This is a genomic window from Xanthomonas sp. AC360, assembly GCF_979258225.1.
Genome location: NZ_OZ409846.1, coordinates 2,109,986 through 2,132,252, shown reverse-complemented (window position 1 = coordinate 2,132,252; position 22,267 = coordinate 2,109,986). Strand labels below are relative to the sequence as shown.

The following is a 22,267-nucleotide window of genomic DNA, read 5'->3' as shown; positions in this document are numbered from 1 at the left end:
TCCCTACAGCGTGCGGTTGACGGAGCGTGTAAGAGCCCCAGACAAATTGCACTAGGTCTCACACCATCCGGTGTTGAGGCGCAATCGACTGCTCTCGCTGTTGCTCCTGCTGCTGGGATTGCTGTTGGCGCTGCGTTTCGCCAAAGGCCTGCAATTGCGCCAAGGATTGCTCGACGGGCTGCGCTATCGCCTCGCTCGTCTTCATATGCGCCATCTTGTGAGCGGGATCGTTCAACGCGCCTTCCACAACGAAGACATTCTCGCCCTGCTGCACGGACTTGGTGTTCTCGCTCAGCACGACATTATCGATCCGCGACAGCCCGTGCTCTTTGGCCAGATGTGCGCTGCTTGCTGCCAGCCGGGCACTGTTGTCGTCGTACTCTCTGCCAAGACTCTGCTCAAGGCGACGAACCGCATCTTCGGCTTGGCGATGCAACGGGTCTTGGGATAGCGATGCCAGCTGATATGTCCCGCTTTCCGGGATGTTGACCGCACCTGGTTCAGTCCGTGATGCACCACCCTCACGCTGAACACGAGCTTGGCCGAGCTCGATGCCTAGGCTTCCTGACTGGAAATCCTGCACTGTTACCGACTGTCCCCGCTCGTTGCCAATCAACAGATCAGCACCTTGGATACGGTAAGTAGTTTGACCATCTGCACTACGAAAGACACCTTCTGGATCATCCGCTTGCCGGGTGCCTCCGGTCAGTTGCCGGCCATTCCAAAATAGCTGACCATTTCGGTCGGCATCCTGCACTACATCACCATCGTTAACGATGTAGGTGTCATGACCAGCCCCACCACGCAGTACGTCATGGCCCGGCCCACCTATCAGGACGTCGTTGCCCTGTCCGCCAATCAGGGTGTCATTACCTCCGCCTCCTAACAGCAGATCGTTATTGCTGACCTCTGCGCCGTCCCTCCGGCGGGTGGCATCGATTGTCGCGGCGTGATCGGCATCCACGACAACCCGCGCAGAGTCCCGACCCGCATCTACATGGATCGAGCCTGCGTTGAATGCATCATTATTCAATCGATCTGCAATTTCAGGATGTTGCTCACGCAGGTCAGAAAGCAGGCGCAAGCGCGCTGGATTCAACGACTCCGCAAGGGTTTGTACATTGCCTCGCCCTTCCAACAAGGTTGCATAATCCCGATTAGCTTCTGCAATCAAGTTACGCTGGCCAGGATTTCCATCGATACCCACACCCCAGCGAGCTTCGTCACGGTTGATGCGCTCGCGATGTTGCTGATACATCTGGTAAGTAGACAGCGCCTCGTCGCTTGTGACGTTATTTGGATCGCTGTAAAGGCCAAAGAGTTCGGACTCCAGTACACGACGCTTGCGAAGGCCCGCTTCCGCAGCAGCATTGCTTCCCCAGGCGTTGTAGCGCATCTCGAACCAGGCCTCGGAGCGATCTCCGGCCACTACAGCATCCCGAAATGGTTGCATGTTGGTGTTATACGAACCCGCGCCACGGTTGTAGACGAGCGACACAAGCGCCGCACGCTCTTGTGACATTGGCATGTTCAACGCATTGATTGGCCGCTCGTACTCAGGCATGGACGCGGCTAGCAGCCGGTCCCCTTCTGCAGCATTGAGCGTACGATCAAATTGCAGACCAAGCCTTGTGCGATCTCCAGGGGCTGCAGCATCGATCGCTGCCAATTGTCTGCGCTGCGCATCCGAGAGATCGATGCCGGACTCACCCCAGATCGCAGCATTGTTTGAGCGATTAAATGTATAGCCATAGCCGATTGTGGCCCGACCATCGCCGACATCCTGGGAGCGCGCGTGCAAGCTTTCAGTGAGCTTGACCAGATCACCGGTGAGCGCGTTGTACTGCTCTTGGGTAAGCTCGCGATAGTCGATAGGCATCACTGATCTCCTTATCTAAAACTACATTAAATTAGAGTAGTCCCCGATCTGATTGCAGATCTCTGCAGGCGGATTACCCACCCTCACTACTCTCCGCTTTCCTTCTGCGGCCTTTTCCTTCGGCGCGACGATACGGTAAACAAGATACAACCCTTGTTGCGTCTCCCAGAGGCCAAACGTGGAAATCTCTGAGAAGCGATAACTTGCTCCATCGGACCGGACTGCCTCAAAGCTACATTCCGCATATGAGCCCCACCCACAACTAGCGTCCAAGCGCTTCAACCCGCCTCGACCGCCAAGATCAAAGCGATAAGAACGCCCGCCATCATCTTCGGAGACCTGTGGATTTACTTGTAGGGCTTGCGTCGAACCTGCGCCCCCCCAACCACGGGATTGTTCACAAAGCGAGTCGCCGGATGGAGCACTCATGTCCGCGCCCGCGGATACCACCGTACATCCTGTGATGAAGAAGAGCGCAAGCGCCACGCAGCCAACAGACTTTATTTTCATGAAAATTCCTTGCGTGCGAATAAAATCATACAGAAATCGACCGTTGGCACAGGCAGCCACGTAAGGCCTTGGAGCGAGCAGGGCGTTTAAAAATCTGCGCTTTCATTCTCATCCGACATGATGGTTCTCCTTGATCACACCAACCTAGCTCGATCACTTACACCTACGATATTGCCTGACTGACTCGCCGTCAGAAATGACTAGGTGTTCGCCCTTCAGGACGTACAAATTATCAGTTCTTGTCCCTGGTGCGAAATCCGCGATTGCGGAGATAGCCCAAGCGTGCGGATTAGTAGAGACAAGCCTGACTGAGACCGGCGTCTCCTGATGCTCGTACCCACGCAACCGGGCATCCTCGATATGTATGGGCGAATCCGAATCAGGATTCACTGGTAGCTCGCAGGATTGTGGGCCCAAGTCCCATACCCCATAGAGTTCTGTGGGATATGCAACAGGCCGACGCGGCTTCGCAGCGGACATGGCGCTACAGCCAAGCACAAGAAGTGCTGTTGAAAGGAAAGCAATCAACTTGCGCATCCCTGGCCCAGCCCCCTGGTTATGTAAGGCCCGAGACTTCGTTTTCCTTCGCATCGTCATCATGGAGCTTCCTTGGTCGGGACGGTTGCCCTGTTGAACCACGATACCGTCGCTGTGACTTCGTTCCAGCTACCGTCGCGCTGTGCGGGATGCGACCGGCGCATCCACCGGCGGCAACACCTCCATCAACAACTGCCCTTCGCTCGCAGTGATGCGTAGCTTGGTGCCGATGGCAAAGCCCAGTTGTTCCAGCCATAGGCCGCTGAGGCGGACGTGGGGCACGTGCTGGTCGCCGGCGTGGTCGTGGGCACCTGGGTAATGGGCGTAGCTGACGGTGCATTGGCGCGGGCGGCGGGCGCGGCGGGGTACGCGTAGCGTGCCGGGGCCTTGCGGGGAGGCGTCCGGGTCGGGCGGCAGCATCGGTGGAAGCTTGGTGCGGTCGGGTTCCACAACGACCCACTGCACGCGCTTGGGCGGCGCGGGGCGCGTACGTGTGCGGGTGGGCCGTGCGCTAGCAGATGCCGTGGGTGGGCGGCGGCGTGTCATGGCGCCTCCGGGTGGTGGTTGGTGGATGCGGCGACGCGCTGCTGCAACGCCACGGCCTTGCGTGCAAACCGGCGGCGCAAGGTGTGCGGCAACACAGCGGGCTGGCAACTCAGCGGATGCGCGGAATGGGCGCTCGCCTGCTCAACAGCTGCGCTTGCGACGCGCCGGCGCAGCACCTCGCCTACATCTAACAGCAGGCGGTGAGCGGAAGCTGGCAACAGATCAACCGGCACAGATGCCGGTATGGATAGTGCGGTAGACATGGCAACGCCCTCCTGGAACAACCCAAGAACCGCCGCCAACGGCGACGGGATGTCGGGAGGTTCGAAACCGCACGTAGCCGGCGGGCATATTCCCCTTGCGGGTGTTGTATTAGCCGCCCTCCCGACGCAGGCATTGCGTCGGCTTGTACCTGCAGGATGCAGGCACAAAAAACCCACCGGTTTGACGGAGGTGGGAACCGCTACGTGAGGAGTTTCGACGCTCCTTGGGATTAGATTGCTAGGGCAAGGTATGGCGTGTCAATAGCCACATAAGACCTTTGCCTGACTCCGTGCCCGCAGGGCAAGCACGCCTCGAATGCTTGGCATCGATCGCCCAGCCAGTGACTCGTATCGCAAAACCGAAGATTCGTTCTCAAGGAGTTGTGCACTGCGACCGATGCAATGGTTTGCTGTTTTCGGTATACCGCGCTCCGCGCCACTTGAAGGAACGACATGTCAATCTTGCGAAGAATTTCGGAGTCAATTGTAGGTACCAAGGAGGCAATCAAGGAGAAAGGCGATATCGGGGAAACGGATCTCTGCAAGTGGCTCGGCGACTCTGGCCTGTCCTACGTTGCGGTCTGCCAGGCAAGGGAAAGCTTCGCCCCACTCTTCACAGGCGAGATCAAGCGACCGGATTTCATGGTCCTGCTCGACTCCATCGGACTGATTGCAGTTGACGCCAAAAACTTCGACTTGAAGGAGTGGGACGGCTCGCCCTGCTTCACACTAAGCCTGCAGAAAGAGCTGCTGAAAGCGGTCGCGTTCGAGCGCATGTTCCGTATCCCGCTCTGGTACGCCTACAGAGGCGAGGACAATGACAACGTCTCCTGGTATTGGATCAGCGCGCTCAAGGCCGTTGAAGTGGGAATCAAGCGCGATGGCCGCCATGGTGATTTCCTGACCATCGGCCTCGAGCACTTTGCACATGTGGTCAACCCCGATGACATGGCCAAGCTCTATACACAGCGGCTGCCCGGTGTTTCCAGGATCGCTGCCCTTCCGGTCACGAACTGAACGCGAATCGGCATCCGCAGACGTGAAGTCAGATTCCGATCTTGCGTCCAAACTTCCGCCGACCATCGTGGTCTTCACGCGCATTGAGGAGGGGTGAATGTTCAAGGATATGATCGCTGCCGGTGGCCCTGGCCTACTCATCCCAATCGTGTTGTTTGCGCTCATCATTTATACAACGCGCGGCTTCTTCGATCTTCATGGCAGGCGAAGCCAAAATCGACGAGAATTTCTGGAGCACTGGGACCCCAAGCGCGCAGATGACGATCTCTGGCTTGAGGTCACCGTTCGCCATCTCTATGGGCAACTCTTACCTGCTCATGTCATTCGCATCGCCCTGAACCACCCGTACTGCAGCCAGGCACTGATGGACCTTTCGGAGATATGGGAGTACTACCTTTACGATTCAGACACCCAAACGGTGCGCTGGGCTCACACCCGGCACAAGCGTGCAGTTCGCAGATGGCTGAATCACCGCTGGTCGTTGGTGCGCTACTTCCTGCTTGCATCCATGGCAATGGGCGCAACATATGTCGCGACCCTCGTTAGCGGACTCCCGCAATGGATCTACGCAACTGCTGCAGCACTGTGCGGGATTGGTGCGTTCATTAGCTTGTGGCGCTGCGACGTAGAGAAAAAGGCGACCGATGCCGGCGAGATTTGGATCAAACGAATCAATGATCCTGCATCAAAATCGACGTTTGAAAGTGATGGAATAACTTCGCGCAATTCCGCCTAGATGCAGCTGCAAGCGTACTGATATCCTGCTAGTCGATGACCTTCGCTTCATAGGAGTTTCTAAATGCCATCCAACATCCCCTATGACCCCGCTTTAGCGCTCGGCAACCTAGTTAGTAAAGAGCGGCTCGACATGCTCGAGCAGATCGCCTCCACCCAGGCACCTGCAGATGCCGCCGAAAACACGCTAAATTCTTTGATCGCAGTCAAGCACGCACTGGACATGACGTCCCAGGAGCTCGCCATGATGGGTATCGACACGACGGAACTGGACGCGGAGCGGGCACAGCTTGACAGGTCGATTTCCGAAGCCGCTGAGTCCTATGCCAAAGCCAAGATCAAAGCAGTCAAGGATACGCAGTCTTTGCACGCCACGGTGCCGAGCATCAGCGATTCGACAGAGTCTCCCATCGACTATAACCGAAGCCATATCAAACAGGTGCCGCTTTCTGCGGATGGCCTGAGAATGCATGCTCAGTACTTCAGCTTTGACTCCAGCAACCTGGACGCCGGAACTCACGCTTCCAACGTAGCGAAGTTCATCAGCAAGCATGTCAGTCATCTGGGTAGCGCGCTTGCTGTCCAAGCTTTGCGCTCTTCGGCAAGCCAGGTCCATAGCCAGATCAGGGACCATAGCATCGCTGGAACACTCGTTATCGCCGTCAGTTGCGTTCACAAAGATGCTGTGTTGCTCGCTCCATTGATCCTCGATGCAGACAAGGGCATCCAGGCGTTCAATGCGTGCTTCCCTGACGAGACGATCAAGACTGGTTCACTCTCTGCCATGCAAGACATCGCAGCCAGGCCAGATACAACGGGGGACAAGGCGCTGACTGTCATCTCCGGAGCCACTTTGGGTTCTTGCTTCATCGGGATGGCCCACATCAGCAGCACTACGCAGATCAATACAGCTATGGAAGGCGTCGCTTCATCACTGCAAACCCAGTTCACGATCGGAAACTGGTTTGGAAGCGTCAATGGCGTTTCTGGCATGGGCAATTCGTTCGGCGATGATGCCAAGTTATTACTGTCCTCACAGAACATCGTGTCGCAGTGCACGCTGACCACCATCGGTTCGAGCTCGTCCGCCACACTGAACCAGTTCAACATCGGCGCCCTGGAGCTATCGGGTTACGATGCATCGGAATCGATGAAGGCCTCGCTCCAAGTTCAGGGAGTGCGACAAAACCTCCAGGACCCAATCGCACTTGCAGAACCTACTGAACATTCGGGCCAGAGCTTTGTTGCGACGAAGTCAGACCAGATGGAGAGCATGCTCTCGGATCTAAAGGAGAGTGATGATGGGGAGGAAAAAATCGTCGATATCAATGCGATGGTGGCCGCACTGGATGACTATGTGGAGAAGTGTGTGGCTGGCAGGATCGGCTTACCCATCACTTACTACACCAAGCGAGTCACGGCTAGCCAGCTGGCGCAGAGTTGGATTGAAAAGTACTGCCCTGCAAGCAATTGACCGTCTCCATAGGTGCTACTAGTCCGCGTGAAAGAGGCGCAACCACCGGCGGCAGCGCCAGTTGTACCAGTTACCTGGATGGTCGGCTTTTATTCTGCTGACGGAGCCTATTTGAGCAAGCTGGTAGTGAATCGAGCTCCGCAGGATATTGGGAAATTCATGGATGAGCAGGAGAAGGCAACAATTTGGGAAGGGGGCGAGCGAGGTTGCTGGTGATCGGCGCCCAAGAACCCATCGCTTCGACGCAGCTGACGGGGTCCGCAGCTGACGGCAGCTAACGGGGTGGCAGCTAACGGGGTCAGGTTCACTTCCTACGCAAATTTCAGGCTATGTCGTCAGCTCTCGAGAGGTTTCCTCCATATCAGCACCAATGCCTGGCTGCGAGTCTTGTGCCATGGCCAGACTTCCACGCATCGAACTTGCCGGAATCCCGCAGCACATCGTGCAGCGCGGAAACAACCGCTTGCCCTGCTTTCTGGATGATGGCGATCGATTGCGCTATCTGCACCTGATGCATGTGGCCCTGCACGCGACAGGCTGCCAGTTGCACGCTTACGTCTTGATGGACAACCATGTGCACTTGCTAGTCACGCCACCTGATGCGGGACGGATCGGGCAACTGATGCAGCGGCTTGGGCGAAACTACGTAGCATTGTTCAATGGCCGCCACGGGCGCACTGGTACGATATGGGAAGGGCGGTACAAAGCGTGTCTTGTGGACAGTGCGGACTACGTCAGTCGCTGCTATCGCTACATTGAGCTCAATCCGGTGCGTGCTCGCCTGACCGACAACCCGGCAGCGTATCGTTGGTCCAGCTGCCCAGCCAACCTAGGCCAGCGCAAGCACTCCGCACTGACACCACATCCCTGTTGGCTTGCGCTTGGCAGCGACCCGATCGAACGATCCAACGCCTACCGTGCTCTGCTCGATGAAGCCCTCTGCGACGACCTGCTCGCCAACATTCGTCTTCATCTACAGCAGCAGCGAGCCCCGGGCCACGACGCTTTCCGCGCAATGGTCGAAGCCAAGACCCACCGATTTGCGGGCGTCAGGCCCGCTCATCGGCCACGCAAACCGAACACCGCCGACTGATAAGTTAACCTGACCCCGTTATCCTACCTGACCCCGTTATCCTGGCGATGTCTCCATTGACAGCCATATTTGGCATTTTCCTGCTGTTCCTCTGGATGACATGCTGGGTAGCCACGTCGGCTAGAGGTAAGCTGCAGACCTATGAGTATTTGTTCGACATGGCGTTAAAGAGCAAGGGGAAAGATGTGGCAGCGACCGACGCATAGACTGGGGTGAAACAAGGTAAAGTTAAACCGGACTATGTTGCGCCATAGCTCCACTGCCTCATGGAAGCATACTTGCAACCAAAATCCACATGGATGGTCATGCGTGTGATCGCGGCGGAGCTCTTAAATCATGCAAACAAATTCTCATGCCCATAGTTCTCTAGCAACGCTGGCAGCGGCTAGCCTCCTTTTCATATTGGGGTGCTCTGCCATGCAGCAAGACTCAGGGCCCGGCTTTAATACTCAGCAGCTTGCCTCAAACGCAAGGCAAGAGCTTCAGGCCGCTAATCCTATCGGATCGCCACTTACGACTGCGCAGAAGAACCTTGAGGATCTTGGATTTCGCTGCCAAGCGTTGAGCTCTCCCGGCGCAGGTTACAAAGCATCGATGCTGTGCACGCTTTCTCCTGTCGTGAAAGAGACGCAGCCATCGGTGGCCGCGCCACCTGTACCCGCTACCTGGATGGTCGGATTTCATTCCGCAGACGGAATCCATCTAAGCAAGCTTGTAGTGAGCCGAGCTCCGCAGCACATTGGAGAATAGGCGCCGACTTTTTTAATGAACTTACACATAGGCATTGATGTGAATGTGAAAATCAGACTGACTCTTGCTGCGGGATTATTTGCGATATCAACGTTGACTGCGTGTACAGGAGGAAATATAAGCTCTGATTACAAGAAGAAGGACGTTCATCCGGTCAAGATCGAGAAAGCAAAAAGCAACTTAATCCGAATTAGCTACCATGCAACTGCAGAAAGCCTTTTTTATTCTCCCGGCGTGGATTTCGCAAATGACCACGGCGTATTGCGCATTGCTATTCGCAGATGCAGCATCAATGAGAAGTGTGACGCCATGGCAAAAGTTGAGGTTCCAAAAAATGAGCCATGGATATCTAAGGCCGCTGTGCCGTATGGAGGCGAAAAGTTAGTGCTGGTCTACGCAGACACCGAAGAAACGTTGATCTTTTAATTCAGATCAAAGAACGATACAACCGTAATTCGCTATTATCCATGACAGCAGCGCAGCCCAGCCATGACGTCCCCCATACGACGTTCGAAGCAAGAATCTGCTGCTTCGCCGGCGTCAAGCTCACCTATCGGCCACGCAAGCCAAGTGCCGCCGACCGATAAGCACCCTGACCCAGCTATTCCCTCACTAACCGACTCTCTTTCCCAGCCAAACGAACGGCGATCAACCCATCTGCATCGGCGCCCTGCTTTGCTCAAGTGCAGGCTCCTGCTGTGCTGCCAATGCACGTTCTTGTTGAGCGTTAGAGATTTGCTCGACCTTTGCGAATGACTGCTCGACGGGTGTTCTTGCTGCTTCTTCGGCTTTTATCGATGCTCTAAGGTGAGCAGGGTTATCCAACTCGCCTTGCGCTACAAATAGGCGCTGGCCTGCTCCATCACCGGGAGTGTTTCCGAGGACCACGTGGTCTACTCGGTTCAGTCCGCCTTCCTTCGCGGTTGCCAACAAGCTAGCTGAAATCTTCTCGCTAGTCGCATCGTAGGTCCTGCCATGTTGTTGATCGATGCCTGCAACCTGATCCCGAATCGTGTTGAGCATCTCACGATCCTTATCTGGCAACTGCGCATCACTGATCACGCGTTGCAGGAGTGTCCGCTCCGGCATCGGGTTGTACTGTTCAGTGTTCAATTCGCTGTCGGGAACAGGAGCTTGGATACTACGGATATATTCAACGTTGCTGAGCGGTTTCAGTCCGCCCTCGAAGTCCTTATCCTGTATGAACTTCAGATCGGCACGATGCAGACCAGCGTAATTGATTGCGCCCCACGTGTAATCGATGCAACTATTCATCGCGCCGTGATACTGCGTATTGAAGCCATGTTCGCCGGGCTTCGCACCAAATTCCATCAACTTCTCGTATTGGTCTTTGCTGATCTCCATCGTGCGTTGGTAGAAAGGCTTTTGGTATTGATCGGCATCGTTGTTGTAGACCGTTCCAGGCCCTTTCATCACGCCGTGCTCGATGGGCGCAAACCCGAAGCTGGTTTGTTCCTTCCCGTGCGTGACTGCGAAGTACATGTGCCCTGCTGCCGATGTTCCACCATCAAGAAGCGGTGTCCCCGGCGCGGCAACGTAGAGAGTGACAGTGTATTTATCGTCCATGAGGGTTTCCTACTTTGATTTGTGTCGGTAAGCGACCAGCAACTCGGATTCGATCGATGCAAGCTGCGGCGGCTGGCCAAGCAGCCTGATGCTCAACTGATACTTGCCAGGCTGAATTCCTTGCGCCCATGCGAAGGCAAGCTGCGTGTAGCGACGCTCTTGAGATTCCAGACCCGCAGATTGAAGGGACGAGCCATCCACATCGTCCAGCCACACGCCTGGAACACGGCCGTCTGCACTCACAGCGATGGTCTGAGCTGGAACTCCTGGCCTCGATTCAACACGCACCAATGGCATGTTGGTTGCGCCGCTTGGTTCAAGCCGTTTCAGAACAAGCTCAGCGTGCAAGCCAGATCTGCGGAGCGCTTGAGCAGCTTCAAGGGACTTCAGAGCATCCTCGTCACCGACACGGATACCCAGGAAGAGCGTGCCAGTAGCATTCTTGCCAGGAGGCTGCACGTTGAATTCGACCACCATCGGACTGGTCATCTCCGCCAACTGCAACGGTCGTACGATGGGAACCTGCCCATCAGCCACAACGCGCGTTGGCACGTCCTGCGTCGGGGTTGTCTGTGCTTGGCAGCTTGTCAGCAGCGAGATGCCTGCGCAGACCAGAACACATAGCAGTAGTTGCCCGTATCGTTGCATGTGTATCCCTTCACTTTACGCAAGAATAGCAAGTCGCGAGTCTATGGCTCTGCTTATTTATACACCGCTAACAGCGGTGAGGTTTACTTCCTACGCAGATTTCAGGCCGCGGCCTTGCCTTTCGGGAGGGTGTCCTCGCTATCAGCACCAATGCCTTGCTGCGAGTCTTGCCGGATGGCCAGACTTCCGCGTATCGACCTTCCCGACATCCCGCAGCACATCGTGCAGCGCGGTAACAATCGCTTGCCCTGCTTTCTCGATGATGGCGACCGATTGCGCTACCTGCACCTGCTGCATGAGGCCCTACATGCCACAGACTGCCAGCTGCACGCCTATGTGTTGATGGACAACCATGTGCACTTGCTTGCCACGCCACCTGCAACGGGACGGATCGGGCAGCTGATGCAGCGGCTTGGGCGCAACTACGTGGCGCTGTTCAATGGCCGCCACGGACGCACCGGCACGCTATGGGAAGGGCGCTACAAAGCTTGTTTGGTAGACAGTGCTGACTACGTCCTTCGTTGCTATCGCTACATTGCGCTCAACCCAGTGCGCGCTCACCTGACTAACGACCCTGCGACGTGTCGCTGGTCCAGTTGCCTGGCAAACTTGGGCCAGCGTGGGCACTCCGCACTGACGCCCCATCCGTGTTGGCTTGCGCTTGGCAGCGACCCGGTTGAGCGCTCCAACGCTTACCGCGCACTGCTCGATGAAGCCCTGTCCGACGAACTGCTCGCCAGCATCCGCGTTCATCTAAAGCAGCAGCGAGTTCTGGGCCGCGATGCCTTCCGCGCCATGGTTGAAGCCAAGACCCGCCGCTTTGCTGGCGTCAGGCCTGCTCATCGGCCACGGAAGCCAAGCGCTATCGACTGATAAGTGAACCTGATCCCGTTATTCGCTGCATGAGGCCCTACATGCCACAGGCTGCCAGCTGCACGCCTATGTGTTGATGGACAACCATGTGCACTTGCTTGCCACGCCACCTGCAACGGGACGGATCGGGCAGCTGATGCAGCGGCTTGGGCGCAACTACGTGGCGCTGTTCAATGGCCGCCACGGACGCACCGGCACGCTATGGGAAGGGCGCTACAAAGCTTGTTTGGTAGACAGTGCTGACTACGTCCTTCGTTGCTATCGCTACATTGAGCTCAACCCAGTGCGCGCTCACCTGACTGACGACCCAGCAACGTATCGCTGGTCCAGCTGCCCAGCCAATCTGGGACAGCGCGGGCACTCCGCACTGACGCCACATCAGTGTTGGCTTGCGCTTGGCAGCAACTCTGTTGAGCGATCCAACGCCTACCGCGCGCTGCTCGATGAAGCCCTTTCCGACGAACTGCTAGCCAGCATCCGCCTTCATCTACAGCAGCAGCGAGTTTTGAGCCATGATGCCTTCCGCGCGATGGTCGAAGCCAAGACCCGCCGCTTTGCGGGAGTCAGGCCTGCTCATCGACCACGGAAGCCAAGCGCTATCGACTTATAAGTGAACCTGACCCCGTTATTGCCAAGCCGCAAGACGTGCCCGATGATGCAGCGCAATGGATCGATAGCCGACGCTTGCATGCGCTGGCATCCAACCGTGCACACGCATTGCCACCGATGCAGGCCAATCGCAGCGATCCACTCGATTGCCGTCTGGTGCTCTATGCCAAGACACCGCAGGGACGTCGGCAACGCAATCGACGCTCACCTGCCAAGGTCTCGCGTGCATCATCAAGTTTGAAAGCAGCAGCGCGTGAGCGCGAGCCGTGGCTGATCGTTGCCTCCCCACAGTTACAAGCGCCCAGCGCAAAGCAGTTGGTCAACCTGTACGCACGAAGGATGCAGATCGAGCTGGCATTTCGTGATCTGAAGTCGCATCGCTACGGTCAGGCGATGGAAGACAGCCTGACCCGTCGCGGTGAGCGGTTGCAGATCCTGTTGTTGCTCAACACGCTGGCAACTTTCGTCAGCTGGCTGGCAGGGCTGGGCTGCGAAGCCACCGGCATCGCGCACTGGCTGTCGCCCCGCAACAGTCAGCACAAGCTCTACTCGACACTGCGTGTCGGCCGCGAGGCGTTGATCCGACGTTGGCCGATGGAACCTGTCTCAGGCTGGCTAGAACGCTTGCGCTCACTGCCCGACGCAGTGCGCGAGCAGATGAGCCTGGTACCTTAAAAACGTGGGGATACCTAAGAACCTGACCCCGTTATTGACCCTTTTTTGTCGCGAAGAACTCAACTCAGCCTCGCCTTCGTAAGTTTCGAGACGGCGACATCAATCTCATCAAAAGTCTCATCCGAAATCGCTTCGGTCTGCCTGCTTGCGCGCATTGCCAGTTCCGCGATCCTCTTCATATGCTTACTGCTTGGATCATAGGTTGGAATGTGGATATACGTACTCACACTCACACCAAAACTCAGAGCGGCACCATATGAGGCCACCGCACGAGCCACAGTTCTGGAATTCAGGAAGCCCGTGACAAAAGCAGCCTCTTCCTCGCTTTCAATTGGAATGAAGTACAGCTTGTGATCAGGTACAACTACTGCCTCTCGACCTGCCACATCAGTACTTCCAACATAAGCAACCTCAAAGCCACGACCCCCAATCTCCCTCCATAGCACCTTGTAAGGAGAAAACGTGTACTCCCCGACTGTCCATAAGGAATAGTACTGCTGTCCCTTCTGGAACCGCTTCAAGCTAGATCGTGAGGCTAGTTCGTCCTTGAAGTTTCTTAGAAAAGCATATGAGTACGGGCTATGATCATGGAGATTGGGATCTCCATGCATGGATCGCTGCGGCACAAAGTATCTTAGCTCGGGATCTGGCGTTGCTCTAAACTTCGACACGCCCCGGCCACGCAACAGTGGAAACAGGTGCTGAGACTCAACTGGCGCGGTAATCCGAGGAATCCCTTTGGTCTTTCCGATTGCCGCCTCATTCGTAATAGTTATCAGGCCATCACGCTGAACACTAGATTCCCTCACCCAAAAAATGCCGTTTCGATCAGCAGTTACACCCTTTCGCGCCTGATACCTTGGATTAGCCACACCGAACACTGCGCTTATCGCCTCAATCTCGCTAGACATTCCTACGATCCAAGGTCTCCCGCCCCCGCCTGGAACTGGAAATGCACAAAGTTCTTCAGGGTATGCAATCTCCTCGAATTCCGCAGCAGTTACAGCACTGCGGGCCGTCGACGATGACCCGACTCCTACCGTCCAGCGTCGATACGGCACAGGAAACGAAGTTGCAGCCCCCTTACGAACAAGGACGGCTCTTGGCCTGTTACTTACACCATCAAATGGTGCGATCTCGTCAAAGTCATTTATTTTTTCAATTGCGCAAGAAATTTTCTCTGGACCAACGCACATGCGTCTGAAGCCAGCACTTGAAGGCGTTTCAAATATGGACCCTGGAAGAAGCAAGCACATCTGACCGCCAGTTGCTAGATACGTACGTATAGCCTGAAACGCAACCACAGTTGAAACATCACCCTCGATACCACCAACCCATTTATCATCGCTAAAAACCCCGAGTTCTTTGCACATAGGTTGAATTCGATCGGTGTAATCTCGAGGCAAATTACTCCACTTTATCCAAGGCGGATTTCCACACACATATGCCGATGGTTCAACAGCACCAGCCGCAAATCTATCTGCCACGATCGAACACCAGATCCCATTCCAACCTTGCTCATGCAAGCTCACGAGCGACTGAACCGTCTCCGAAAGAAACTGAGATAAAGACTTCTCTAATCCATGGCGAGTCAGCACCTTCTCGACATCACTCATGATCCATTCTACCGGCCTATCCTGGTCTATGAGATCACGGATTCTTCGGAATATCGGAAAGAAAGCGTCACTTTTTATTAGAAGAAGTGGCACTGAGAAATTAACTAGGCCTAGCTCAGTACTCAAGGAGTACCTGAACGCAGGAAACAGCCCATCATCTGGCTTCGCTGGATTGATGCTATCCGCAAGATAGACCGGCAGTCGAATAGCATCACCAGAGTTGAGATAGGGTGCCACGAAAACAGCCAGTGAAGCTTTTGCCGTTAGTACGGCAAGCGGATTGAGGTCGACCCCATTGATTCCCCTGAGCAACTCTCTTGCTGTTGAATAGCGCGCACTAAGAAGACGACGACGGAGCGCTTCAAGCAGAAAAGTTCCAGACCCACATGCCGGATCTGTCATCGAATCGCTCTCAGTCCATTCAGTCATTCCAAGCGTCAGTTCGGCAAGCCAATCAGGCGTATAGAACTCTCCTAGGGCATGACGAATCTCGCGTGGAATGAATTCTTCATAGATCCCTTTAAAAAGGTCGCGCGTAGCCGCTACATCTTTCTTAGCAACCTCAAAGTCGATGCCAGCCAACTTACCAATCATGCTGCCGAGACTTTCCTCCAAGGTGGCCCAGCCGGTGTCATCCAGATACCAGGAGAAGAAGTCCCCATCGAGCATGTTGAGAATGCCAGAGCCCTCATAGAGACTTCCGTTCTCAACTGCGGCCAACCTCGTTTTCACCGGAACCGAACTGTCCAAAATGTCTTGGGTTGACCGTGGCAGGGCAGACGCGACAACTACCTTCGCAACAATGGCAACGTAAGTATTAAGCGCATAGAGGTATGCCGAAGGATTAGCCTCATACGCATGTCCATGGGAGAGCTTTTGCCTCCTCAGAAGCTTCTTCATTCCATCGGGTTGAAATCCGACTACCTGAGCAAACAACCGCCCCCACTCTGTGAATAGCATTCTAGTCTTGCTTGACCCATCTTTTTGAGCGGCACAAATCCGGTCATAAAGCAAAGGAATTAGCTGAGTTCCTGAAGTGGAATCAGGGCCAATTAGCGCTTGCAATAGCTTCGGATGGACTAAAGGCTTACTGCTTGATTGCATTGCAAACATTAGCCTTTGCGCCGACTGGAGGTCAAAAGAAACTACCTCTCCCCACCCAAAAGCGCCATTGTCGGCAGAATGCCTTCCAAAATTTATCGATTCACCATCCCATGCAACCAGCAGGTAGTCGTCAAGAGTGCGACCTTCCTCAGCAGAAATCAGGCGAGAGTACTCTTCCACTTGCATCCGAGCGTACTTGGCCTTTGCGTTTGGAGCTCCAGCGAAACACCTCGGCGGCTCGTACTCAATCAAAACTCCGCCATGTGCAACATCTATGAATTTAGTAGAAGCACCTTTCCGCTTAAGAGCGCGCTCGAGTTGGAATGGCGTCCATGGAATGCCTAACGACAAGCACGCAGCTTGAAGAGCAATCTCGATCTCATGTCGAAGCTGCGTTTCATTTTTTGCCCGAGCAGATGCACTGGAAACTGCAGAAACCAGATCCCTACAGGCGTGATCAATCAAGCACTCTCTTTCCATGTCAGAGATCCTTTCGGTTACGCCCAAGACCAATTAGTCCCTCGCCCGAAAATAGATGCCGAAATATCACCTCAGCCAGTTTTGGCGGGACTGCATTGCCGATCTGAGTGAACTTAGACTCCACCTCGCCTACTGGATCAAAGTCTCTAGGAAATGTTTGAATGCGCGCACATTCGCGCCACGATAGTCGCCTTGGGAGCTCTAGCACCTCTCGTTTCTCGCTATCGATCAAGTGATCGTACTCATCCGTAAAATCCCATCGCTGTTTCCAGCCGTCGGCTAAATTGGACCACGTCAACTTCATCGTCGGACTTGCCGGATGAAGGGTAATGTGCCTCCAGTTGGCTACAACGGTAAAGGCAGGCTCGTCCCACTTCGCCTTTCTATTTCGCGACATGAAATACCAGGAGAAATGCCCCTCCGGATCGTGAGGCCGCTCATAAAATTCTCCGACTGGCCAAAGAGGAAGATCTTTGATCGCTTCACCATGCGATGTGTATGGCAAGAGATGAGGTGCTTTCTTGGTGGCCTTACCATGAGTCTCACTTGGGAAAGAAAATCTCTGGGAGAGATCCTTTCTCACACCAACTATGAAGAGCCGCTTACGTGATTGCGGCACTCCGAAGTCGCGTGCATTCAACAGGTGGTGAGTCACTTCGTAGCCCGCGTTCCTGTAAGCCTTTTCTTGCTCCTCCAAAAAGCTACCCGCGCCCAACTGTTTCAAGCCAGAGACGTTCTCTGCGACAAAATACTTGGGTTTCACCAGATTCACGACCCTGAGGAATTGCTTGTACAGGTTCGTCCTCGCATCCTTTTTTGGATCGCGATTCCCCGCCATTGAGAAGGATTGACAGGGATACCCTCCCACCACGACATCCGCCTCGGGAAACTCATGAAGCGCTGCGATGTCTCCGCAGGATACTGTGGAATCCGGGAAATATTTTTCCAGGGTCTTACACGCATCCGTCAAGATATCGTTACTAAAAACTATCCTGCCACCGGCGGCCTTGATCCCGAAGTCCATTCCGCCACAGCCAGAGAAAAGCGAAATAACGCTAGGACCAGTGATTTGGATTTTAGGCTCGCCATTTTTTTTTTTCATTTTTTTACTGTAGCTTTCCGATTAAGCAACTGCGTCATTTCCGTTCACAGGTGCCGAGCATGGCGGCTACGAGTCGCGGGGATTGAGACCGAGGGGCGGGGAATGACGTGGTTATAGCGCGAAAGGGCGACCTTACGGCCGCCCTTTCGATTGACTCACCTTTAGGAAGATCAAACGCCCACAGGATTCGCCTTCTCAGGATCAATCTTGTACTGCTTGATCGCCCTAGCCACATCCTTACCCGTCATCTTGCCATCCTTCGCCAGCGCGGCAATCGCCGCATGCGCGATGTAGTAACGGTCGACCTCGAAGAACCGACGCAGGTTCGCACGCGTATCCGAACGACCGAACCCATCCGTGCCGAGGACGGTGTAGGTCATCGGGACGAAGGCGCGGATCTGGTCGGCGAAGGCGCGTACGTAGTCGGTTGCGGCGATGGCCGGGCCCTGGCGGCCTTCCAGCAACTGGGTGACGTACGGCTTGCGCTGTTCGGCTTCCGGGTGCAGGCGGTTCCAGCGTTCAACGTCGAAGCCGTCGCGGCGGACTTCGTTGAGGCTGGGGCAGGACCAGATGTCGGCGGTGACGCCGAAGTCCTTGTTGAGCAGTTCGGCCGCAGCAATGGCTTCGCGCAGGATGGTGCCGCTGCCCAGCAGCTGCACGCGCAGCTCGCCCTTCTTGGGCTTGCCGGCGTCGGTGAGCAGGTACATGCCCTTGATGATGCCCTCGGCTGCGCCGTCCGGCATGCCGGGGTGAGCGTAGTTCTCGTTCATCAGGGTGATGTAGTAGTACTCGTCGATCTGGTCTTCCATCATCGACTTCATGCCGTGCTGCATGATGACGGTGACTTCGAAGCCGAAGGTCGGGTCGTAGCTACGCACGTTCGGAATCGAGCCGGCGATGACCTGGCTGAAGCCGTCTTCGTGCTGCAGGCCTTCGCCGTTGAGCGTGGTGCGGCCGGCGGTGCCGCCGAGCAGGAAGCCACGCGTGCGCATGTCCGCTGCCTGCCAGGCGATGTCGCCCACGCGCTGGAAGCCGAACATGGAGTAGTAGATGTAGAACGGCAGCATCGGCACGTCGGACACCGAGTAGCTGGTACCGGCGGCCATCCACGAGGCAATCGCACCCGGTTCGCTGATGCCCTGCTGCAGCACCTGGCCGGTCTGGTCTTCGCGGTAGTACATCAGCTGGTCGGCGTCGACCGGCTTGTACTTCTGGCCGAACGGGGCATAGATGCCGATCTGGCGGAACATGCCTTCCATACCGAAGGTGCGCGCTTCATCGGCCACGATCGGCACGATGCGCGGGCCCAGTTCCTTGTCGCGCAGGGCGATGTTGAGGCTCTGCACGAAGGACATGGTGGTGGAATAGCTGCGCTCGCCGCTGTCCTTGAGCAGGCGCTCGAACTTGTCGAGCGTGGGCGCGACGAAGGACTTGCTGGCCTTGGGACGGCGCTGCGGCAGGAAGCCGCCCAGCACGTTGCGGCGGTCCTTCAGGTACTGCACTTCCGGGGAATCGTCGCCGGGGTGGTAGAACGGCACCTGGCCGTCTTCCAGCTGGGCGTCGGTGACCGGAATGTTGAAGCGGTCGCGGAAGTGCTTGACCGCTGCGTCGTCCAGCTTCTTGGTCTGGTGGGTGGGGTTAAGCGCCTCACCGGCCGAGCCCATGCCGTAGCCCTTGACCGTCTTGGCCAGGATCACGGTGGGCATGCCCTTGGTGTTCACGGCCTGATGGTAGGCGGCGTACACCTTGTGCGGGTCGTGGCCGCCACGGTTGAGGCGCCAGATGTCGTCGTCGGACAGGCCGGCGACCATGGCCGCGGTCTCCGGGTACTTGCCGAAGAAATTCTCGCGGGTGTAGGCGCCGCCGAAGGCCTTGCAGTTCTGGTATTCGCCGTCGACGGTTTCCATCATCAGCTTCTTGAGGACGCCGTCGGTGTCCTTGGCCAGCAGGGCATCCCAGTAACCGCCCCACAGCAGCTTGATGACGTTCCAGCCGCCGCCACGGAACACGCCTTCCAGCTCCTGGATGATCTTGCCGTTGCCGCGCACCGGGCCGTCCAGGCGCTGCAGGTTGCAGTTGACCACGAAGATGAGGTTGTCCAGGCCTTCGCGGCCGGCCAGCGCGATGGCGCCGAGGGTTTCCGGCTCGTCCGACTCGCCGTCGCCGATGAAGCACCACACCTTACGGTCGGACTTCTCGATGAGGCCGCGGTTTTCCAGGTAGCGCATGAACTGCGCCTGGTAGATGGCGGCCAGCGGGCCCAGGCCCATCGACACGGTGGGGGTCTGCCAGAACTCGGGCATCAGCCACGGGTGCGGGTAGGAGGAGATGCCCTGGCCGTCCACTTCCATGCGGAAGTTGTCCAGCTGGGCCTGGCTGATGCGGCCTTCCAGGAAGGCGCGGGCGTAGATGCCCGGCGCGCTATGGCCCTGGACGAACAGCAGGTCGCCCGGGTGGCTGTCGGAGGGCGCACGCCAGAAGTGGTTGAAGCCCACGTCGTACAGCGTGGCGCTGGAGGCGAACGAGGCGATGTGGCCGCCCAGGTCACCCGGCTTGCGGTTGGCCCGCACGACGGTGGCCATGGCGTTCCAGCGGATGATCGAGCGGATCTTCCACTCCAGCGCGGAGTCGCCGGGGTTCTTGGCCTCGTTGGCCGGAGAGATGGTGTTGACGTACTCGGTGGTGGGCGAGAACGGCAGGTAAGCGCCGGCGCGGCGGGTCTGTTCGACCATGCCTTCCAGCAGCTGATGGGCGCGCTCCGGGCCTTCGACGTCGATGACGGCCTTGATCGATTCGAGCCACTCCTGCGTCTCTAGCGGGTTCGGATCGTTGTGCAGCACTTCGTTCAACCAGTTCATTAGCGCTCCCGGGGGGACACACCCCGCGGGTGTGTCGACATCGTGAATTCGTGAACCCCCAAGTGTACCGCACGCACCTGTTGGCATTCCTCGCTACGGGTGCGTATGGAATGGGATGGTGTGTGCGTGCGTGGGGTGATGGCCGGTGCTGTGCACACGGGCGCGGCCGGTGTACGACCAAAGGATGAGGGGCATGGGCGGGTGATGCGCACCCGGCTGTTGCCGCTCGGGACCAGGCGGAATGCACCCACACAGGTGCACGTGTTTGTAGGAGCGCACCTGGGCGTGATGGGGCTTCACCGGTAACGCCACAGTCGCGCCCGGGTGCGCTCCTACGGGTGTGCGGGATGGCCGCAGTCTGCTGGTGCGGCAGGCTGCCTTCGGTGGGACGTCGGGCCATCGGCGTTGGTGGGCAGGTAGCGTCGATGCGGTGTTTGCGCTGCGGGGCTCGGACACGCGTGCAGGACCGACCATCCCGTAGGAGCGCACCTGGGCGCGATCGGGCTTTACTGGTAACGCCACAGTCGCGCCCGGGTGCGCTCCTACGGGGTGGGCGAACACGGCGGGACGGAGGGCCCCGCCGTGTTGGCTGGGATGCTGGTCAGAACGCCTGCAGCGCTTCGGTCAGTTGGCCGTTGTTGTTGACTGCGCCCATGGTGTAGCCCTGCCAGCCCGGGTAGGCGTTGGGTTCCCAGTAGAAGACGCCAAGCACGCGTGAGCCGATGGCGTTGCTGCGGCTGAGCAGGTTGGTGAGCATGGCGCGGGTGGTGGCGGCCTGCTGCCAGTCCATGCCGACCTCGGCCACCACCACGTCGGTGCCGTAGCGTTTGATCATGTCGCGCATGTTGGTGTCCAGCCGGGTGTTGTAGTCCTGCCAGCTGCCCACCGGCGGATAGTGCGACATGCCGATGACGTCCCATTTGCCGCCGGCCGAGCGCAGGTTGTCGAAGAACCAGCGGAAGTTGGCGTTGTCGTAGCCGTTGGCCAGATGCACGATGACCTTGGCATTGGGATACACCGCCTTGGTCGCGTTGTAGCCGCTGTTGATGAACTGGCCCAGGTTGGCGAAGTTGGGCGTCTTGCCCTGGTCCCACAACATGCCGCTGTTGATCTCGTTGCCCACCTGCACCCAGGTGACGGTGATGCCGTTGTCCTTGAGATATTTAAGGATGCCCTGGGTGTGGTTGTAGACGTCGGTATTGAGCTGGGCCACGGAATGCCCTGCCCAGGCAGCCGGTTTGTTCTGCTTGCCAGGGTCGGCCCAGCTGTCGCTGTAATGAAAGTCGATCATGATGCGCATGCCCTGCGCGGTGGCGCGCTTGGCCTTGTCGAGCGTGTCGCGGCCATCGTTCCAGCCGCCGGACGGGTTGACCCACACGCGCAGGCGAACGGCGTTGCCGCCGACATCCTTGAACAGCTTGAGGAAGTCGGTGGTCTTGTTGGAGGCGTCGCGAAACACCTGCGGCGGATTATTGGCCGCCTGTTGATTGAGCCAGCTGACATCGGCGCCTTTGGCGATGCCCTGTGCGCCTGCGCTCATGCTGACCAACGACAGCAGCAGCACCAACAACAGGCGGCTGTAACGCGTACTCACCACACTCATGAACCCTCTCCCTTGATCGATAGATGTCGCGCCAGATGGCGCCCTGCCTGATCCCCCTGATTTCGATCCGCATGAGGTGGCGTGACGGGTCGTACAAGTCACGGCCAGCTGCACTGCGAAACGCTGGCGATTCAAACATGGACGTTTCGATCGCTCGAGGTCGCTATAGCTCAGCGGTGATGTCGGAATATCTCTATGCAAAAAAATACGGTAATGGCGTACATGCGCGTTGGTTACCGGCGTGTCTGTTGTGCGGCTGCAGCAAGAAACAGCTGCATCTGCGCGCAAACAGGCAACAAAAACGCCGG

General features: G+C 57.0%; 15 protein-coding genes and 1 pseudogene. 8 read left to right on the top strand and 8 right to left on the bottom strand.

The genetic code is table 11. The annotated features are described in order from the left end of the window. Positions 1-58: 58 nt before the first annotated feature. Together ACZZ0O_RS09150 and ACZZ0O_RS09145 are read right to left on the bottom strand one after the other, a co-directional pair. On the bottom strand, positions 59-1,879 hold the full coding sequence (locus ACZZ0O_RS09150) for an XVIPCD domain-containing protein (protein ID WP_463590600.1): 1,821 nt from the start codon (positions 1,877-1,879) through the stop codon (positions 59-61). Between the two features lie 1,176 nt (positions 1,880-3,055). Beyond that, positions 3,056-3,472: a SymE family type I addiction module toxin gene (locus ACZZ0O_RS09145; RefSeq protein WP_115561173.1), complete on the bottom strand. Its 417-nt coding sequence runs from the start codon at positions 3,470-3,472 to the stop codon at positions 3,056-3,058. 716 nt (positions 3,473-4,188) lie between these two features. On the opposite strand from ACZZ0O_RS09145, the gene ACZZ0O_RS09140 reads away from it, so the two are divergent. From ACZZ0O_RS09140 to ACZZ0O_RS09120, 5 genes are all read left to right on the top strand, one after another. Further along, positions 4,189-4,752 carry a hypothetical protein gene (locus ACZZ0O_RS09140; protein WP_047128025.1) on the top strand — a complete coding sequence of 188 codons (564 nt, stop codon included), beginning with the start codon at positions 4,189-4,191 and terminating at the stop codon, positions 4,750-4,752. A gap of 97 nt (positions 4,753-4,849) precedes the next feature. Continuing rightward, positions 4,850-5,488 (top strand): hypothetical protein, encoded by a 639-nt coding sequence (locus ACZZ0O_RS09135; protein ID WP_463590599.1) that lies wholly within the window; start codon positions 4,850-4,852, stop codon positions 5,486-5,488. A 63-nt stretch (positions 5,489-5,551) separates the two neighbouring features. Continuing rightward, the gene (locus tag ACZZ0O_RS09130; protein WP_463590598.1) at positions 5,552-6,961 is read left to right on the top strand and encodes a hypothetical protein; all 1,410 of its coding nucleotides are present in this window, start codon (positions 5,552-5,554) and stop codon (positions 6,959-6,961) included. 394 nt (positions 6,962-7,355) lie between these two features. Beyond that, positions 7,356-8,054 (top strand): transposase, encoded by a 699-nt coding sequence (locus ACZZ0O_RS09125; RefSeq protein WP_463590597.1) that lies wholly within the window; start codon positions 7,356-7,358, stop codon positions 8,052-8,054. A 795-nt stretch (positions 8,055-8,849) separates the two neighbouring features. Further along, positions 8,850-9,230, top strand: coding sequence for a hypothetical protein (locus tag ACZZ0O_RS09120; RefSeq protein ID WP_463590596.1), 381 nt, complete (start codon positions 8,850-8,852; stop codon positions 9,228-9,230). A 222-nt stretch (positions 9,231-9,452) separates the two neighbouring features. Here ACZZ0O_RS09120 and ACZZ0O_RS09115 read toward each other — a convergent pair whose 3' ends face one another. Together ACZZ0O_RS09115 and ACZZ0O_RS09110 are read right to left on the bottom strand one after the other, a co-directional pair. Next, positions 9,453-10,391 carry an XVIPCD domain-containing protein gene (locus tag ACZZ0O_RS09115; protein ID WP_463590595.1) on the bottom strand — a complete coding sequence of 313 codons (939 nt, stop codon included), beginning with the start codon at positions 10,389-10,391 and terminating at the stop codon, positions 9,453-9,455. A gap of 9 nt (positions 10,392-10,400) precedes the next feature. After that, positions 10,401-10,880: a hypothetical protein gene (locus tag ACZZ0O_RS09110; RefSeq protein ID WP_463590594.1), complete on the bottom strand. Its 480-nt coding sequence runs from the start codon at positions 10,878-10,880 to the stop codon at positions 10,401-10,403. Positions 10,881-11,213: 333 nt separating this feature from the next. Here ACZZ0O_RS09110 and ACZZ0O_RS09105 point away from each other — a divergent pair, with 333 nt between their 5' ends. The 3 genes and pseudogenes from ACZZ0O_RS09105 to ACZZ0O_RS09095 all read left to right on the top strand — a co-directional run. Then, entirely contained in the window at positions 11,214-11,912 is a 699-nt protein-coding gene (locus ACZZ0O_RS09105; RefSeq protein WP_463590593.1) for a transposase, read from the top strand. 25 nt (positions 11,913-11,937) lie between these two features. Continuing rightward, positions 11,938-12,522, top strand: coding sequence for a transposase (locus ACZZ0O_RS09100; RefSeq protein WP_463592427.1), 585 nt, complete (start codon positions 11,938-11,940; stop codon positions 12,520-12,522). Positions 12,523-12,545: 23 nt separating this feature from the next. Beyond that, a pseudogene (locus ACZZ0O_RS09095) lies at positions 12,546-13,196 on the top strand (IS4 family transposase); the annotation flags it as partial. 59 nt (positions 13,197-13,255) lie between these two features. Here the strand turns inward: ACZZ0O_RS09095 and ACZZ0O_RS09090 are convergent. From ACZZ0O_RS09090 to ACZZ0O_RS09075, 4 genes are all read right to left on the bottom strand, one after another. Further along, the gene (locus ACZZ0O_RS09090; RefSeq protein ID WP_463590592.1) at positions 13,256-16,396 is read right to left on the bottom strand and encodes an N-6 DNA methylase; all 3,141 of its coding nucleotides are present in this window, start codon (positions 16,394-16,396) and stop codon (positions 13,256-13,258) included. A gap of 1 nt (position 16,397) precedes the next feature. After that, on the bottom strand, positions 16,398-17,498 hold the full coding sequence (locus tag ACZZ0O_RS09085) for a DNA cytosine methyltransferase (protein ID WP_463602925.1): 1,101 nt from the start codon (positions 17,496-17,498) through the stop codon (positions 16,398-16,400). Between the two features lie 170 nt (positions 17,499-17,668). After that, positions 17,669-20,356, bottom strand: coding sequence for a pyruvate dehydrogenase (acetyl-transferring), homodimeric type (gene aceE, locus ACZZ0O_RS09080; protein WP_055853017.1), 2,688 nt, complete (start codon positions 20,354-20,356; stop codon positions 17,669-17,671). Positions 20,357-20,957: 601 nt separating this feature from the next. Beyond that, entirely contained in the window at positions 20,958-21,959 is a 1,002-nt protein-coding gene (locus tag ACZZ0O_RS09075) for an arabinogalactan endo-1,4-beta-galactosidase (RefSeq protein ID WP_463590591.1), read from the bottom strand. Between the last annotated feature and the right edge of the window lie 308 nt (positions 21,960-22,267).